The sequence below is a fragment of the Streptomyces sp. ACA25 genome (assembly GCF_028200735.1).
Taxonomy (GTDB): domain Bacteria; phylum Actinomycetota; class Actinomycetes; order Streptomycetales; family Streptomycetaceae; genus Streptomyces.
In genome coordinates, this window is sequence record NZ_JAQKPV010000013.1 from 20,127 (window position 1) to 36,620 (window position 16,494).

The 16,494-nt window shown below is 71.8% G+C and carries 15 protein-coding genes; 13 read left to right on the plus strand and 2 right to left on the minus strand.

Going from position 1 to position 16,494, the window contains the following annotated elements; all coding sequences use genetic code 11:
* The first annotated feature begins 141 nt into the window (after positions 1-141).
* The 7 genes from rsmD to mutM all read left to right on the plus strand — a co-directional run bounded on the left by rsmD (position 142) and on the right by mutM (position 4,972).
* Complete coding sequence (gene rsmD, locus PJ985_RS18865; RefSeq protein WP_271685021.1) at positions 142-729, plus strand: 16S rRNA (guanine(966)-N(2))-methyltransferase RsmD; 588 nt, start codon at positions 142-144, stop codon at positions 727-729.
* Between the two features lie 26 nt (positions 730-755).
* Entirely contained in the window at positions 756-1,235 is a 480-nt protein-coding gene (coaD, locus tag PJ985_RS18870) for a pantetheine-phosphate adenylyltransferase (protein ID WP_271685132.1), read from the plus strand.
* Positions 1,236-1,297: 62 nt separating this feature from the next.
* A complete protein-coding gene (locus PJ985_RS18875; RefSeq protein WP_271685022.1) occupies positions 1,298-2,332 on the plus strand; it encodes an ATP synthase F0 subunit B in 1,035 nt (344 codons plus the stop codon).
* A 170-nt stretch (positions 2,333-2,502) separates the two neighbouring features.
* A complete protein-coding gene (locus PJ985_RS18880; RefSeq protein WP_271685133.1) occupies positions 2,503-3,150 on the plus strand; it encodes a YceD family protein in 648 nt (215 codons plus the stop codon).
* 2 nt (positions 3,151-3,152) lie between these two features.
* On the plus strand, positions 3,153-3,326 hold the full coding sequence (rpmF, locus tag PJ985_RS18885) for a 50S ribosomal protein L32 (protein WP_271685023.1): 174 nt from the start codon (positions 3,153-3,155) through the stop codon (positions 3,324-3,326).
* Between the two features lie 19 nt (positions 3,327-3,345).
* Positions 3,346-4,113, plus strand: coding sequence for a ribonuclease III (rnc, locus tag PJ985_RS18890; protein WP_271685024.1), 768 nt, complete (start codon positions 3,346-3,348; stop codon positions 4,111-4,113).
* Positions 4,106-4,972, plus strand: coding sequence for a bifunctional DNA-formamidopyrimidine glycosylase/DNA-(apurinic or apyrimidinic site) lyase (gene mutM, locus PJ985_RS18895; protein ID WP_271685025.1), 867 nt, complete (start codon positions 4,106-4,108; stop codon positions 4,970-4,972). Before rnc ends, mutM begins: the two co-directional genes overlap by 8 nt.
* Positions 4,973-4,995: 23 nt before the next feature.
* Here the strand turns inward: mutM and PJ985_RS18900 are convergent, their stop codons facing one another.
* The gene (locus PJ985_RS18900) at positions 4,996-5,871 is read right to left on the minus strand and encodes a CAP domain-containing protein (protein ID WP_271685026.1); all 876 of its coding nucleotides are present in this window, start codon (positions 5,869-5,871) and stop codon (positions 4,996-4,998) included.
* Between the two features lie 135 nt (positions 5,872-6,006).
* On the opposite strand from PJ985_RS18900, the gene PJ985_RS18905 reads away from it, so the two are divergent.
* The 5 genes from PJ985_RS18905 (at position 6,007) to ftsY (ending at position 13,750) form a co-directional block, all read left to right on the plus strand.
* Entirely contained in the window at positions 6,007-6,333 is a 327-nt protein-coding gene (locus PJ985_RS18905) for an acylphosphatase (RefSeq protein ID WP_271685027.1), read from the plus strand.
* Positions 6,334-6,665: 332 nt separating this feature from the next.
* Positions 6,666-6,872: a hypothetical protein gene (locus tag PJ985_RS18910; protein ID WP_271685028.1), complete on the plus strand. Its 207-nt coding sequence runs from the start codon at positions 6,666-6,668 to the stop codon at positions 6,870-6,872.
* A gap of 219 nt (positions 6,873-7,091) precedes the next feature.
* Positions 7,092-10,667, plus strand: a complete 3,576-nt coding sequence (smc, locus tag PJ985_RS18915; RefSeq protein WP_271685029.1) for a chromosome segregation protein SMC — start codon at positions 7,092-7,094, stop codon at positions 10,665-10,667.
* 164 nt (positions 10,668-10,831) lie between these two features.
* A complete protein-coding gene (locus PJ985_RS18920; protein WP_271685030.1) occupies positions 10,832-12,256 on the plus strand; it encodes a sugar porter family MFS transporter in 1,425 nt (474 codons plus the stop codon).
* A 273-nt stretch (positions 12,257-12,529) separates the two neighbouring features.
* Positions 12,530-13,750: a signal recognition particle-docking protein FtsY gene (ftsY, locus tag PJ985_RS18925; protein ID WP_271685031.1), complete on the plus strand. Its 1,221-nt coding sequence runs from the start codon at positions 12,530-12,532 to the stop codon at positions 13,748-13,750.
* Between the two features lie 48 nt (positions 13,751-13,798).
* On the opposite strand, the gene PJ985_RS18930 is transcribed toward ftsY, so the two are convergent.
* On the minus strand, positions 13,799-14,485 hold the full coding sequence (locus PJ985_RS18930; RefSeq protein WP_271685032.1) for a bifunctional DNA primase/polymerase: 687 nt from the start codon (positions 14,483-14,485) through the stop codon (positions 13,799-13,801).
* 341 nt (positions 14,486-14,826) lie between these two features.
* Between PJ985_RS18930 and nsdA the strand changes: the two genes are divergently transcribed.
* Positions 14,827-16,341 carry a transcriptional repressor NsdA gene (gene nsdA / locus PJ985_RS18935; RefSeq protein WP_271685033.1) on the plus strand — a complete coding sequence of 505 codons (1,515 nt, stop codon included), beginning with the start codon at positions 14,827-14,829 and terminating at the stop codon, positions 16,339-16,341.
* The last annotated feature ends 153 nt before the right edge of the window (positions 16,342-16,494 follow it).

Genomic DNA, 16,494 nt, shown 5'->3' on the forward strand with positions numbered 1-16,494 from the left:
GGGCCCCCGCCGTGCGGGCCGGTGCGCACGGTGCGCGGTTCGGCCGGAGGCGTGCCGCTGCCGCCGTATAGCGTGGTGCCCGGACAGCCGGCGCCAGGTGTGCCGGCTCCGCGCAGGCACCGGACCGGGAGAGAGCAGTCGATGACCCGTGTGATCGCCGGCAGCGCAGGCGGACGACGACTCGCCGTGCCACCGGGCCGTGGCACCCGGCCGACCTCCGACCGTGCGCGGGAAGGGCTCTTTTCCAGTTGGGAGGCGCTGTCCGGGCCGCTGGACGGAGCCCGGGTGCTGGATCTCTACGCGGGCTCCGGCGCTGTGGGGCTGGAGGCGCTCTCCCGGGGGGCCGCGCATGCCCTGCTGGTGGAGGCCGATGGCCGGGCGGCCCGGACCGTCCGCGACAACGTGCGCGCGCTCGGCCTGCCCGGCGCCGAGGTGCGCAGCGCCCGGGCCGAGCAGATCCTCGCCGGACCGGCTCCGGGAGAGCGGTACGACCTGGCGTTTCTCGACCCTCCTTACCCGGTGACCGACGAGGTCGTGCGGGAGATTCTGCTCACACTCCGTACGCAGGGGTGGCTCACCGGCGGCGCATTGGTCACCGTGGAGCGCAGCACCCGAGGCGGAACGTTCCGCTGGCCGGCCGGCTACGAGGAACTGCGCTCCCGCCGCTACGGCGAAGGCACCCTCTGGTACGGTCGCGCCGCCGATATAGAGGTTACCGACCGGTCATGACGGGTCGGAAGAGCGAGGAGAGACCGTTGCGCCGCGCAGTGTGTCCCGGGTCCTTCGACCCCATCACCAATGGTCATGTCGACATCATCGGCCGGGCGTCGAAGCTCTACGACGTGGTGCACGTCGCCGTGATGATCAACAAGTCGAAGCAGGGGCTGTTCACGGTCGACGAGCGCATCGCGCTGATCAAGGAGGTCACCGCGCACTACGGCAACGTCGAGGTGGAGGCCTTCCACGGGCTGCTCGTCGAGTACTGCCGGCAGCGCGACATCCCGGCCATCGTGAAGGGGCTGCGGGCGGTCAGCGACTTCGACTACGAGCTCCAGATGGCACAGATGAACATCGGGCTCTCCGGGGTGGAGACGCTGTTCGTCCCCACCAACCCCACCTACAGCTTTCTCTCCTCCAGCCTGGTCAAGGAGGTCGCCACCTGGGGCGGCGACGTCTCGCACCTGGTGCCCGAGCCGGTCCTGGGCGCGCTGTACGAGCGGCTCCGCAAGCCCTGAGCGGGTGGTCCCGTGCTCACTTGGCTGTCCTGCCCGGTCGCGCAGCCCGTACAGTCGTAGCCGTGGACGTACAGCAGAAGCTCGATGAGATCGCCGCCTCCGTGGAGGGCGCGAAGGCCATGCCCATGTCGGCCTCCTGCGTCATCAACCGCAAGGATCTGCTCGCCCGGATCGAGGAGCTCCGCGAGGCGCTTCCCGGTTCCCTGGCACAAGCCCGCGAAGTGCTCGGCGACCGGGAACAGGTCGTCGCCGAGGCCCAGCAGGAGGCGCGCCGGATCGTCGAGGCGGCACACCACGAGCGGGGTTCGCTCGTGGGAGGCACCGAGATCGTGCAGCAGGCCCGGGCGGAGGCGTCCCGGATCCTGGAGGAGGCACGCCGGGACGCCGCGGAGAGCAAGGCCGAGGCCGACGACTACGTGGACAGCAAGCTGGCCAACTTCGAGGTCGTCCTCGGGAAGACCATCGGCTCGGTGGACCGGGGCCGTGACAAGCTGCTCGGCCCCGACCGGGCGGGCGGTGACCCCCAGGAACTGCTCGACCGGGCCGACGCCTATGTGGACGCCCAGTTCAGCGCGATCGAGGCGGTGCTCCGCAAGACCCTGGAGGCGGTCGGCCGCGGGCGTCTCAAGCTCACCGGCCACCGTCCCAGCGACGAGTTGATGGACCACCTGCCCTCGCAGGGCGGGCCGCAGGAGGCCGAGGACGACGGTGGCTACTTCGGCCGGGCCCCCGGTGGCGCGCCGGACCGGGAGAGCCCGGCCTCGCATGACTACCGGGACAGCCAGGGCGGCTACCGCCAGGAGCCCTACGGGAACGGCGGCTACGAACCGCGCCCTTACGCTCCCGCGCAGGAGGACCGCCACCCCTCCGCCCCGGCCGGCCAGGACGCCTACGCACAGGCCGGACCGGGCTACGGCTACGCCCAGCAGTCCCCGGAGTACCAGCAGGCCCAGTATCAGCAGTCCCAGGATTACCAGCAGTCCCAGTACCAGCAGCTGGCCGGTCACCGGAGCGGCGGGGCGCTGGAGGAGACCAGTTTCTTCGACACCCAGATGATCGATGCCGAGCAGTTGCGCCGGTACGAACAGGGCCGCTGACCGCACCGCTGTGATCGGGCACCCGGCCCAATTGGGCCGTGGGCCGGCGGTGAAGTATTCTGTCCCTTCGGTCGTGGCGTCGTCCGCGACCGCAGCCACCCGGGTCCGTCCTCCCGTCAGGAGTCGGCCCCGGCCCTCGGCCCGAGACCTCATGGAGAAAGCAGGAACCCCTGAACGCCGCCCTGAATCACCGCGACCCCCTCGTGTTCGACACACGCGAGCTGGGGAGGCGGCCGGGCGCGCTCAAGAGGGTTTCCCGCACGGTTGACGCTCCGGCCTCTCTCGGAATCGAGGTCATCGGAGTGCCGGAAGGCGCCCCGGTGGAGCTGGAGCTCCGGCTGGAGTCGGTCATGGAGGGGGTACTGGTCACCGGTACCGCCGAAGTGCCGCTGGAGGGCGAGTGCGTAAGGTGTCTGGAGCCGGTGAGCCGCACAGGCGAAGCCGATTTCCAGGAATTGTTCTCCTACCCCGACGCCGAGAGCCGGTACCGCCGTGCGGCACCGGCTGACGACGTCGAGGAGTCCGAGGAGAGCGAGACGTACGTGCTGGAGGCCGACCTGTTCGACCTCGAGCCCGTGCTGCGGGATGCGGTGGTGCTGTCACTGCCGCTGCAGCCGGTGTGCCGGGAAGACTGCCCCGGCCTGTGCCCCGCATGCGGGTTCAGGCTCGCGGACGACCCGGAGCACCATCACGACGAAGCCGTCGACATCCGTTGGGCGGCCCTGCAGGAGCTGGCCGGGACCATGCGTCCCGGCGGGCGAGACGCAGACCAGGAAAAGCCTCCCCGCACGCGCGGGGACGAACCACAGGAGAAGTAGCCGTGGCTGTTCCGAAGCGGAAGATGTCGCGCAGCAACACGCGCCACCGCCGGTCGCAGTGGAAGGCTGCGGTCCCCAACCTGGCCTCGTGCGAGCGCTGCCAGGAGCCGAAGCTGCAGCACACCGCGTGCTCCAACTGCGGCACGTACAACCGTCGCCAGGTCCTCGAGGTCTGATCGGCGGGTGACAGGCTCCATGTCGCACGCCCACACGTCCTCCCCGCCGGTCCCGGCGGGCGAGGAACAGGCGGACGCAGCCTCGCCCCACGCGGTCCTGGAAGGGCGGATCGGGTATCGCCTCGATTCCGCCCTTCTGGTGCGCGCCCTGACGCACCGCAGCTTCGCCTACGAGAACGGCGGCCTGCCCACCAACGAGCGGCTGGAGTTCCTCGGGGACTCGGTGCTCGGACTGGTGGTCACCGACACCCTCTACCGGAAGCACCCCGAGCTGCCCGAGGGCCAGCTCGCGAAGCTCCGGGCGGCGGTGGTCAACTCCCGTGCCCTCGCCGAAGTCGCGCGCGGCCTCGAGCTGGGCTCCTTCGTCCGGCTCGGACGGGGCGAGGAGGGTACCGGGGGGCGGGACAAGGCATCCATCCTCGCGGACACCCTCGAGGCGGTGATCGGCGCCGTCTATCTCGACCGAGGGCTGGCCGCCGCGGACGAGTTCGTGCACCGGCTCTTCGACGCCATGATCGAACGCTCCGCCGGTCTCGGCGCCGGCCTGGACTGGAAGACGAGTCTCCAGGAGCTCAGCGCCGCCCGGAGTCTCGGTGTGCCCGAGTACGTGATCACCGAGTCCGGCCCCGACCATGCGAAGACCTTCACTGCTGCCGCTCGCGTCGGAGGCGTCACGTACGGCACCGGCACCGGCCGCAGCAAGAAGGAAGCCGAGCAGCAGGCGGCCGAGACCGCCTGGCGGGCGATTCGCGCCGCCGACCCCGGAGAAACCGAGTCCGTTGCCTGAGCTGCCCGAGGTCGAGGTCGTCAGACGCGGCCTCGACCGCTGGGTGGCGGGGCGCACCGTCGGCGAGGCCGAGGTGCTGCACCCCCGGGCGGTCCGCCGCCACCTCGGCGGCCCCCGGGATTTCTCCGGCCGGCTGGCCGGCCGGACCCTCGCCGCGCCCAGGCGCCGGGGCAAGTACCTGTGGATGCCCCTTGCGGGGGAGGACCACGCACTCCTGGCCCACCTCGGCATGAGCGGGCAGTTGCTCATCCAGCAGCCGGACACCCCGCGCGAGAAGCACCTGCGGGTACGCATCGGATTCGACGACCCGGCGGGCGGGGAGCTCAGGTTCGTCGATCAGCGGACCTTCGGAGGGCTGTCGGTGCACAGCACCGTGCCCGGCGACCCCGAAGGGCTGCCGGAGATCATCGCCCACATTGCCCGGGACCCGCTGGACGACGCCTTCGACGAGGCGGCCTTCCACGCCGCGCTGCGCCGCCGCCGCACCACCGTCAAGCGGGCGTTGCTGGATCAGACGCTGATCAGCGGGGTGGGCAACATCTACGCGGACGAGGCGTTGTGGCGGTGCCGGCTGCACTTCGAGCGTCCCACCGCGACGCTCACCCGCCCTCGCACCGCGGAGCTGCTCGGCCACATCCGCGAGGTGATGACGGAGGCGCTGGCAGCGGGCGGCACCAGCTTCGACAGCCTCTACGTCCAGGTCAACGGGGAGTCGGGGTACTTCGCGCGCTCCCTGGACGCCTACGGCCGGGAGGGTGAGCCCTGCAACCGCTGCGCCACGCCGCTGCGCCGGCTGCCGTGGATGAACCGCTCCAGTTACTTCTGCCCGCGCTGTCAGCGCCCGCCGCGGACGGGCTGAAGCCGTCCGCGGCGCAGCAACCGTCAGTAGCCGAAGGCCTGTGTCCACCAGGGGCCGCCGGACGCCGTGTGCACGCCCACCCCCAGGGTCTTGAAGTCGCAGTTGAGGATGTTGGCGCGGTGGCCCTCGCTGTTCATCCAGGACTGCATCACGGCCTCCGCGGTCTGCTGGCCGCGGGCTATGTTCTCCCCGCCCATGTTCTTGACGTTCGCGGCCTCGGCGCGGTCCCAGGGGCTGCGGCCGTCCGGATCGGTGTGGGAGAAAAAGTTCCGCTCGGCCATGTCCCGGCTGAAGGCCTGGGCCACGTCCGCGAGCGCCGGGTCGTGACTCAGCGGGCGGCAGCCGGCCTTCGCCCGCTCCTGGTTGACCAGTTGCAGCACGGCGTCGGCGGCCTTGGGCACGGGCGCCTCGCTGGGCGAGGCGGGTGTGGAGGCCGGAGCGGACGAACTGGGCGGCGGAGCCGCGGGCTGGGAGGTCTCCGGGGCCGGGGCCGGGGCCGAGGAACTGGGTGGCGGAGCCTCCTCGGTGGTCTCCGAGGCCTCGGGGGTGGGTTCCTCGGTGGGCTTCGGCTTCTTCGACGGTTCGGCTGTCTTCGAGGGCTCCGACGCCTGTGGAGTCTCCGGGCCGGCGGGCCGGTCGTAGGCGCGGCTCGGGGAAGTGGTCTCGTGGCGGTCCGCCAGGGAGGTCGAGGTGTCCGCGACGCGGTCCTCACGTTCCTGGGCCTGCGGATCACCGGTGTTGTCGAAGGTGAAGCTCTCTCCGGGACCGGGCACCAGCCCCGTTCCCATCGCCATGGCCCCGAGGGTCAGGGCGGCGGAGGCACCGAGCAGCCCGGTGCGGGCCGGGCTCTGCCGGCGGTGCCGGGCAGCGGCCGGGGGGGTACGTCGATGGCTTCCCATCGGCTGCACCGTCCTCTGTTTTCTCGACAATCACATTGTTCACCCGTAAGAGTGAGTTCTGCGGGTGGACTGTACGCCATCGCCGCCCAGGGCTGGAGTACCCGGGTACGGATCGGGCCGGATAACGTGCGCCACATGAGCCGGCTTGCACCCCCCGACCCGACCTCCGCAGAGCCCCCGCCCGGGACCTCCGCCCGCCTGACGGTGTGGGTGCGGGGGCGCGTCCAGGGAGTTGGCTTCCGGTGGTTCACCCGGGCGCGTGCGCTGGCCATCGGCGAGCTGAAAGGCTTCGTGCTCAACCTGGAGGACGGACGCGTCCAAGTGGTGGCCGAAGGCCCCGGGGACCGTTGCGAACGCCTCCTGCAGTGGCTGCGGGAGGGCGACACTCCCGGCACGGTCGTGGGCGTGACCGAGATCTGGGCCACACCGCGCGGGGGGTACGCGGCGTTCACCATCCGCTGACGGGCGCCTCGGACGGTCCGGGAAAGTGGTGGTAACCGGTTGCCAATACGACTCCGACGTGCGAAGCTGCGGCACAGCGAGTGATCAACGAACCCCGCCGGGTACTCCGGACAAGGCCGTCGCCCCTGAGCGTGCGGCCCGTGCCGTCGAGGCGCCCCCGGCGATACAGCGTGTGATCGTGTTGACCGTCTCTTCATAAAGTGAGACGCTGAAAGTCCCGCGCACCTGTGCTGTGTGCCCTTGTCCCACTGCACGGCGCGGACGCGCGGGAGCCATCTCTCATGACCCACCAACGGCTTCGGTCGGTCACTCAGTGTGGAGGACCATCCATCATGGCAAAGGCGCTTCTCGGTCACGTCGGCGGCTACGACCCCCGTGTCCTTGCCGAGATGCGACGGCTACAGCAGCGCGTCCAGGACCTGGAAACCCAGCTCGTCCGGGTACAGGCTGAGAACGACGCGCTGGCCGCCGCTGTTCGGCACAGTGACTCGGTGCTCGACGGCATCGACATGCCCCAGGCAGAACCCGCTCTCACCTGACCCGAACCGGGCGAGTGCGGCACAGCTGCCTACAGAGAATGCGAGGGACGCTTCGGCGTCCCTTCGTCATGTCGCGGACGTGCCGCACCGGGGACGATGGCAGGCGGGGGACGAGGAGTCGGTGAGGTGCGGGGCGGATGCGGTTACTGAGGGATCTGCCCCCCATCCTCCGCGTCGAAACGGGGGAGCGGGGGAAGCCGGCCGGTAGAGTCCGAAGGCGTGCACCTCAAGAGCCTGACCCTGCGGGGCTTCAAGTCCTTCGCGTCGGCGACGACCCTGCGCTTCGAGCCCGGCATCACCTGCGTGGTGGGCCCCAACGGCTCCGGCAAGTCCAACGTCGTGGACGCGCTGTCCTGGGTGATGGGTGAGCAGGGCGCCAAGTCCCTGCGGGGCGGCAAGATGGAGGACGTCATCTTCGCCGGGACCACCGGCCGCCCGCCCCTGGGACGGGCTGAGGTCTCTCTCACCATCGACAACGCGGACGGCGCGCTGCCCATCGAGTACGCCGAAGTCACCCTCACCCGGATCATGTTCCGCAACGGTGGCAGCGAGTACCAGATCAACGGGGACACCTGCAGACTGCTCGACCTCCAGGAACTGCTCTCCGACTCCGGTATCGGCCGCGAGATGCACGTCATCGTCGGCCAGGGGCAGCTCGACTCGGTGCTGCACGCCGACCCGATGGGCCGCCGGGCCTTCATCGAAGAGGCCGCTGGGGTGCTCAAACACCGCAAGCGCAAAGAGAAGGCGCTGCGGAAACTGGACGCCATGCAGGCGAATCTCGCCCGAGTCCAGGACCTCACCGACGAACTGCGGAGGCAGCTGAAGCCGTTGGGACGGCAGGCCGCGGTGGCCCGCCGGGCCGCCGTCATCCAGGCCGACCTCCGGGACGCCCGGCTCCGGCTGCTTGCCGACGACCTGGTCGCCCTCCGGGAGGCGTTGCGGACGGAGGTGGCCGACGAGGCAGCTCTCAAGCAGCGCAAGGAGGCAGCCGAGGAGCGGTTGCGTGCCGCGCTGCGCCGGGAGGCCGCCCTCGAGCAGGAGGTGCGCACACTGGCTCCGCGGCTCCGGCGGGCACAGCAGACCTGGCACGAACTCTCCCAGCTGGCCGAGCGGGTGCGGGGCACCATCAGCCTGGCCGACGCCCGCGTCAAGAGCGCGAGCGCTCAGCGCCCCGCCGAGCGCCCCGGCCGGGAGCCGGCCGAGCTCGAGCGGGAGGCCGCCCGGATCCGCGAGCAGGAGGCAGAGCTGGAGGCCGCCCTGGAGGAGGCGGGCCGGGTGCTGGAGGACACGGTGGAGCACCGGGCCGGGCTGGAACGCGAGCTGGCGGTCGAGGAACGGCGGCTGAGAGACGCCGCCCGGGCTCTCGCCGATCGCCGTGAGGAGCTGGCCCGCCTCCAGGGGCGGGCCGGTGCCGCCCGCAGCCGGGCGGCCTCCGCCCGGGCCGAGATCGGCCGGCTGGCCGCAGCTGCCGACGAGGCGCGGCAGCGGGCCGCCACCGCCGCCAGGGAACACGCGGAGCTCCGCTCGGAGGTGGCGGACGTCGACGCCGTAGATGTCGAGCTCGCCGAGGAGCACCAGGCTGCCGTACGGGACCTCGCAGGAGCGGAGACGGCGGTGAACGACGCCCGGGACGACCTGACCGCCGCGGAGCGGGAGCGGGCGGCGGTCTCCGCCCGGCACGACGCCCTCGCCCTGGGACTGCGGCGCAAGGACGGCACCGGCACACTGCTGGACGCGGGCGCCCGGCCGCCCGGCCTGCTCGGCCCGGTCGCCGAGTTCCTCAGCGTCACGCCCGGTTTCGAGGTGGCGGTGGCCGCCGCCCTCGGAGCAGCGGCGGATGCTCTGGTGGTGGACGGCCCGGCCACCGCCGCCGATGCGCTGCGTCTGCTGCACAAGCAGGAGGCGGGCCGGGCGGTGATGTTGCTGGGCGACGCCCCGGAGGACCCGCGGGTGCCGGAGACCGGGCCCGCGGGGGAAGGCACGGGCGGGCTCCCCCGGGCGGAGGATCTGGTGCGCGGCCCCGACAGTCTGCTGCCCGCGGTCCGGCGGCTGCTGCGGGACATGGTGATCGTCGGGACGCTGGAGGATGCCGAGGAGCTGCTCGCCACCCAACCCGGCCTCACCGCCGTGACCCGGGACGGTGATGTGCTCGCCCGCCATGTGGCCCGGGGCGGGTCGGCCGGGGCCCCCAGCCTGCTGGAGGTGCAGGCGTCCGTGGACGAGGCCGCCGCCGAGCTGACGGAGCTGGCGGAGCGGTGCACCGGGCTGGCCGACGTCCTCGCGCGGGCGAAGGAGCGGCGCCGGGAGTGCGAGGCCCGGGCCGAGGAGCTGGACCGGCGTCGGGGCGCGGCCGACCGGGAGAAGTCCCGGTACGCGCAGGACCTGGGGCGGCTGGGCGGAAGGGAGCGGGCCGCCGCGGACGAGGCCGAGCGGTGCGCGCAGGCCGTGTCCCGGGCCGAGGAAGCGCTGGAGCGAGCCACCGGTGAGGCCGAGGAGCTGGAGGCACAGGTGGAGGTCGCCCAGGAGTCGGCGGACGGTGACGAGGACCCGGACACCTCCGAGCGGGACCGGCTGGCCGCCGAAGGGGTCCGGGCCAGGCAGTCCGAGATGGAAGCCCGGCTCCAGGTGCGCACCCACGAGGAACGGGTGCGGGGCCTGTCGGGACGGGCGGATGCTCTGGACCGGGCGGCGCGGGCCGAACGGGAGGCCCGGGAGCGTGCCGAGCGGCTGCGGCTGCGGCTGCGTCATGAGACGGAAGTCGCCGCGGCCGTGGCGTCCGGTGCGCGGCAGCTGCTGGCTCACGTCGAGGTGTCGCTGGCCCGGGCCGAGGCCGGCCGGGAGGCGGCCGAGCTGGCCCGGGCCGAGCGGGAGCAGTTGCTCGCCGAGGAGCGGAACCGGGGGCGGGAGCTCAAGGACGAACTGGACGCGCTGACCGACTCGGTGCACCGCGGCGAGGTGCTGGGGGCCGAGAAGCGCCTGCGGATCGAGCAACTGGAGAGCCGGGCCCTGGAGGAGCTGGGTGTCGAACCTGCCGTGCTGGTCGACGAGTACGGTCCCGGCCAGCTCGTGCCTCCCTCGCCCCCGGCTGAGGGCGAGGAACTGCCCGAGGATCCGCAGCACCCACGGAACCGGCCGGTGCCGTTCGTGCGGAGCGCGCAGGAGAAGCGGCTGCGGGCGGCCGAGCGGGCGTTCCGGCAGCTGGGCAAGGTCAACCCGCTGGCGCTGGAGGAGTTCGCGGCGCTCGAGGAGCGCCACCAATTCCTCAGTGAGCAGCTGGAGGACCTGAAGAAGACCCGCATCGACCTGCTGCAGGTGGTCAGGGAGGTCGATGAGCGGGTGGAGCAGGTCTTCACCGAGGCGTACCACGACACCGCCCGGGAGTTCGAGGGTGTGTTCGCCAGGCTGTTTCCGGGCGGGGAGGGCCGCCTCGTGCTGACCGACCCCGGTGACATGCTGAGCACCGGGGTGGACGTCGAGGCACGGCCGCCGGGAAAGAAGGTCAAGCGGCTCTCGTTGTTGTCCGGAGGCGAGCGCTCGCTGACCGCGGTGGCCCTGCTGGTGTCCATCTTCAAGGCGCGGCCGAGCCCGTTCTACGTCATGGACGAGGTGGAGGCGGCGCTGGACGACACGAACCTGCAGCGGCTGATCGGGATCATGCGGGAGCTCAAGGACAGCTCCCAGCTGATCGTGATCACCCATCAGAAGCGGACCATGGAGGTCGCCGACGCGCTCTACGGCGTCTCGATGCAGGGCGACGGGGTGACCAAGGTGATCAGCCAGCGCCTGGGCTGACCTCGCTGGACGCGGTTCGGCGCAGGGGGGTTTGACACCTCTTCGGCGGGACACCCCTGGCGTCAGTCATACCGCTGCCGGCCGGTGACCCGCCGCCGCGTGGTCCGGCCGACGGTGACGCCGACCACCAGCCCGGTGCCCGCCGGGCAGCGGAGGAGAGCACCGTGAGTGAACCCGCACCGGCAGAAGCGCGGCACACCGGCGGCCGGCCGCCGCACCTCGGCTACGTCGTGTTCATCGCCGCCACCGCCGCACTCGGCGGCTTTCTCTTCGGTTACGACAGCGCGGTGATCAACGGTGCGGTCGAAGGGATCCGCGGGAAGTTCGACGTCGGCCCCGGCACGCTCGGCACCGTCGTCGCCATTGCTCTGCTCGGTGCCGCGTTCGGCGCGGTCGTGGCCGGGCGGCTCGCCGACCGGCTGGGCCGCATCAGGGTCATGCAGCTCGCCGCGCTGTTCTTCGCCGTCAGTGGCATCGGCTCCATGCTGCCCTTCACCGTCTACGACCTTGCGTTCTGGCGGGTGCTGGGCGGCATCGCGATCGGTATGGCCTCCGTGGTCGCGCCGGCCTACATCGCCGAGGTGGCCCCGGCCGAGTACCGCGGGCGTCTGGCCTCCTTCCAGCAGGCGGCGATCGTCCTGGGCATCGCCGTTTCCCAGCTGGTCAACTGGGGCGTGCTCAACCTGGCCGGGGGCGAGCAGCGGGGCTCCCTCCTGGGCCTGGAGGCCTGGCAGCTCATGCTCGGCATCGAGGTCCTGCCCGCCGCCCTGTACGGCCTGATGACCCTGCGGATCCCGGAGTCCCCGCGCTACCTGATCTCCCGGGGGCGGGAAGCCGAAGCCAAGCGGGTTCTCGCGGATGTCGAGCCCCGTGGTGTCGACCTGGAGGCCAAGACCGGGGAGATCAGAACGAAACTGTTCAGCGAGCACCGGCCGAGCTGGCGGGACCTGACGGGCGGCCGTACCGGACTGCTGCCCATCGTGTGGATCGGCATCGGCCTTTCCGTCTTCCAGCAGCTGGTCGGCATCAACGTGATCTTCTACTACAGCAACTCGCTGTGGCAGTCCGTGGGAGTCGACCCCGACGCGTCGTTCTTCTATTCCTTCACGTCCTCGGTCATCAACATCATCGGCACCGTGATCGCGATGCTTTGCGTCGACCGGTTCGGCCGCAAGCCGCTGGCTCTCACCGGGTCAGCCGGCATGGCCGTCTCGCTGGGACTGGCGGCCTGGGCGTTCTCCTACCGCACGGGGAGCGGGGAGGACGTGGCGCTGCCGGACCTCCAGGGAACCGTCGCCCTGCTGGCCGCGCACCTCTTCGTGCTCTTCTTCGCCCTGTCGTGGGGGGTCGTCGTCTGGGTGCTGCTGGGGGAGATGTTCCCCAACCGGATCCGTGCAGCGGCCCTGGGGGTCGCGGCCTCCGCCCAGTGGCTCGCCAACTTTGCCGTCAGCCAGAGCTTCCCCACCCTGTCGGACTGGAACCTGTCCGGCGCCTACACGATCTACACGTGCTTCGCTCTGCTGTCGATCGTCTTCGTCCTCAGGTGGGTGCCGGAGACCAAGGGCAAGGAGCTGGAGGAGATGGGCTGACCCGTGCCCCCGGGGAGTGGCAGCGGGCCGCCCCGCCCGGATACGGGCGGGGGCGGAAGTCACCGGGGGCGTCGGCGATACTGGAGCGTGTTGTGACGTCGCCTCCCGGGGGAGGCCTCCCCCGGCCGCCGTGGTGTTCCCCTGTGGTCGCTCCCGGCTCCGTCCGGTGACGCACAACAGCCTGTAGCGAATCAATGGCGCTCCGCGCCATCGGACCATAGGGGCACATCCCCCACCGGTGTGGCCGGTGGTCCCCCGCGAAGGAAGTTGCCGATGGAGATCCTGATCCTTGTCCTGATCATCGCTGTGGTCGCGCTCGCCGCGATCAGTGGGCTCGTGGTCACCGGCCGCCGGAAGAAGAGCCGGCCGAGCGGTGCGGGCCCCACGACAGCGGAGCCGGACACGATTCGCCCGGCGCCCCCCGAACCGCAGGTGGGCGAGGACAGCGCACCTGTCCACGAGGAACCGCGCCGCACCATCGAGGACGTCACCCTGCCGGAGGAGCAGGGCGGCGCGACGGCGGCACCGGCCGCTCCGGAGATCGAGACCCCCGCCCCGACCGAGGGGCGGCTGGTCCGGCTGCGCTCCCGGCTCTCTCGTTCGCAGACCTCGCTCGGCAAAGGGCTCCTGGCTCTTCTCTCCCGGGACAACCTCGACGAGGAGACCTGGGAGGAGATCGAAGAGATCTTGCTGACCGCGGATGTGGGAGTCATGCCGACCCAGGAGCTGGTGGAGCGGCTCCGGGAACGGGTGCGGGTGCTCGGCACGCGCACCCCCGAGCAGTTGCGCGCGCTGCTCCGTGAGGAGCTCCTCACCGCGGTGGGGACCGAGGCCGACCGGGCGGTGCGGACGGAAGGCGGAGTGAGCACGACCGGTGAGGAGCTGCCCGCGGTGGTGCTCGTCGTCGGTGTGAACGGCACCGGCAAGACCACCACCACCGGGAAGCTCGCCCGGGTTCTGGTGGCCGACGGCAAGTCCGTCGTGCTGGGCGCCGCCGACACCTTCCGGGCCGCCGCCGCCGAACAGCTCCAGACCTGGGGTGAGCGGGTGGGGGCCCGCACCGTGCGTGGTCCGGAGGGCGGTGACCCCGCCTCGGTGGCCTTCGACGCGGTCAAGGAGGGCATCGCCGAGGGGGCCGATGTGGTGCTCGTGGACACCGCCGGCCGGCTGCACACGAAGACCGGTCTGATGGATGAGCTGGGCAAGGTCAAGCGGGTCGTGGAGAAGCAGAGCCCGGTCAACGAGGTGCTGCTCGTCCTGGACGCCACCACCGGTCAGAACGGGCTGCGACAGGCCCGGGTCTTCGCCGAGGTCGTGAACATCACGGGCATCGTGCTCACCAAGCTGGACGGTACTGCGAAGGGCGGCATCGTGGTGGCGGTCCAACGGGAGCTGGGGGTACCGGTGAAACTGGTGGGCCTGGGGGAGGGGGCGGACGACCTGGCGCCCTTCGAGCCGGAGGCCTTCGTGGACGCCCTGGTCGGCGTGGAGTAGTGCCGTGCCGACGCCATCGGGCGGGCGGCTCGGCCGGTGACCCCGCGGCTATTCCCCCGCCCGGTGGCAGGCGTACGCGAGGGCGCCCAGTAGCAGCCGGGCCTCGGGGGGCCGGGCGGCCGTCTCCAGGTCCGGCGGGCGCAGCCACCGGACGGGCCCCAGCCCGGCGTGGTCGGAGGGCGGGGCGGTGATGTGCGCACCGGGGCCGAGGCCGCGCAGGTCCAGCAGCGCGCCGTCCCAGCCCGCGCGGTAGAGCAGCCCGGTCAGTTCGGCGGCGGCTCCGGGGGCCACGAAGAACCATGCGCGGCCGTGCGGCGCGACGGCGACCGGGCCGCACGGCAGCGCCAGCCGCTCCAGCCGGGCCAGGGCCCGGTGGCCGGCGGCCCCGGGCACGTCGATGACGTCGAAGGTCCGGCCGACAGGCAGCAGGACGGTGGCGCCGGGCGTCCGCTCCCAGGCCGCGGCGACCTCGTGCAGCGGGCTGCCGGCGCGGATGAGCAGGGCCGGATTCCTGGGGTGGGCGCCGGGCAGGGGGCACTCGGCGTTCTCGCAGGAGCACCCGGCACGCCCGCCGGCGAGGCGCCGGATCCGGGTGCCCGGCTGGACGTCCCACCCCCACAGGCCGGTGTACTCCGCGACCGCGGTGCCCTCCGGGGCGCGGCCGCGGAGCCGGGGAATACGCGGCACCAGCCGCAGCTCCCTGATCTCGCGCATGCCGCCGATCGTGAAGCCCATGCCCCCTCCAACGGGTGCGGTACGCCGATGGTTACGCGACGGCGTACCGGGGGTAGGGGGGCGCAGTCGTCCTCGCGCGCCCCGGGTGTGCTTCGCTCCGCCGGAAGTCGACCGTTCAGTACCAAGTGAATCGTGTACAACGGGGGTTAGGTTGCCTCCGGGGGGTGGCGAATGGTGGCGATTGCCCGGACGCCCTCGCCACCGCCGTGTTCAGCACCTTACTTTCGGTGCAGTTGCCGACACTTCGTCATATGACACGGCGTCAGTCACCGAAAGCACAGCGAAGACCGTGCGGCACCGGGCGCCAAGGGCCCCCAGGGAGCCGGGATGGGGGCGTAACCGTGGGCGGAAACGGCAATGAAGGCGGCTCCGTCAGGCATCCGAACGAGCATCTCAGCGAGTGGTTCCGCCGCAGCGGCTGGTCGAAGGGCGAGCTGGCCCGACAGGTCAACCGCCGGGCGCGGCAGCTGGGCGCGCACCATGTCAGCACCGACACCTCGCGGGTCCGCCGGTGGCTGGCCGGGGAGCAGCCGCGGGAGCCGATCCCGCGTATCCTCTCCGAGCTCTTCTCCGAGCGCTTCGGCCGGGTCGTCGGCATCGAGGAGCTGGGGCTGCGCTCGGCGGTGCAGTCCGCGGCCACCTCGGGGGTCGACCTGCCCTGGGCGGGGCCCCAGACCGTCACGCTGATCAACGAATTCTCCCGGAGCGACCTGATGCTGGGGCGCCGCGGCTTCCTCGGCACCTCGCTGTCGATGTCGGCGGGCCCGGAGCTCATCGAGCCGATGCAGCGCTGGCTGGCCCCGCCCGCGGCGGGCCACGGCACGGAGGGCGGCGCGCGGCTCGCCACACTGCCTGCCCGGCAGGGGGAGCCCCGACGGCCGGCCGGACTCTCCCGGCCGGAGCTGGAGATGCTGGAGCAGACCACCGTGATGTTCCGCGGGTGGGACGCCCAGTGCGGCGGAGGGCTGCGCCGCAAGGCAGTCGTCGGGCAACTGCACGAGGTCACCGACCTGCTGCAGCAGTCCCACCCGGAGCCGGTCCGCAAACGGCTGTTCCGGGTCACGGCCGAGCTGTCCGAGCTGGCCGGCTGGATGAGCTACGACATCGGCCTGCAGCCCACGGCGCAGAAGTACTTCGTGCTCGCGCTGCACGCCGCCAAAGAGGCCGGGGACCGCCCGCTGGGCGCGTACATCCTCTCCAAGATGAGCAGACAGATGATCCACCTGGGCCGGGCCGACGATGCCCTGGAGCTCATCCAGCTCGCCCAGTACGGCAGCCGGGACGGTGCCACCGCACGTACCCGGTCGATGCTGCACACGCTGGAGGCCCGCGCCTACGCGACGATGGGCCGGCCCTCACGGTGCCACCGGGCGGTCCGCACGGCTGAGGAGGTCTTCGGCGAGATCGGCAGCGGAGAAGCGGAGCCGGACTGGATCGGGTTCTTCTCGGAGGCCGAGCTCAACGCCGAGAACGCGCACTCCTACCGTGACCTGGCCTATGTCGCCGGGCGCAGCCCGGCCTACGTGTCCCTCGCCAAGCCGGTGATGGAGCGGGCGGTCCAGCTTTTCGGCCAGGAGTGCCGGGAATCGGCCGGTGGCCATCAGCGTTCGTATGCACTCAACCTGATCGGTCTTGCCACCGTGCATCTGCTGGAGCGCGAGCCCGAAGCATGCGCGGAACGCGCCGGACAGGCCATGATCCTGGCCAAGCGGCTGCGCTCGGAGCGGGTCAGCACACGGCTCCGCAAGACCTCCGCCACCGCGGCCCGGGACTTCGGCAAGGTGCCGGCAATCGCCGCACTCGCGGAGGGTGTCACCTCCGATCTCCCGGCGGAGGACATCGCGGGCACCGGCTGACCGCTCGTTCGTCAGCCGCTCCCGACGGCCCGCGGGACCGTCCCGCAGCCCGCAGGGACGGTCCCGCGGGCCGTCCCGGGCTGTCCCCCGGTTCCGGTCGGCCCACTCCCCGGAACCGGGAGCCGGCAGCCCACACCCGGTTCATCGGTACGT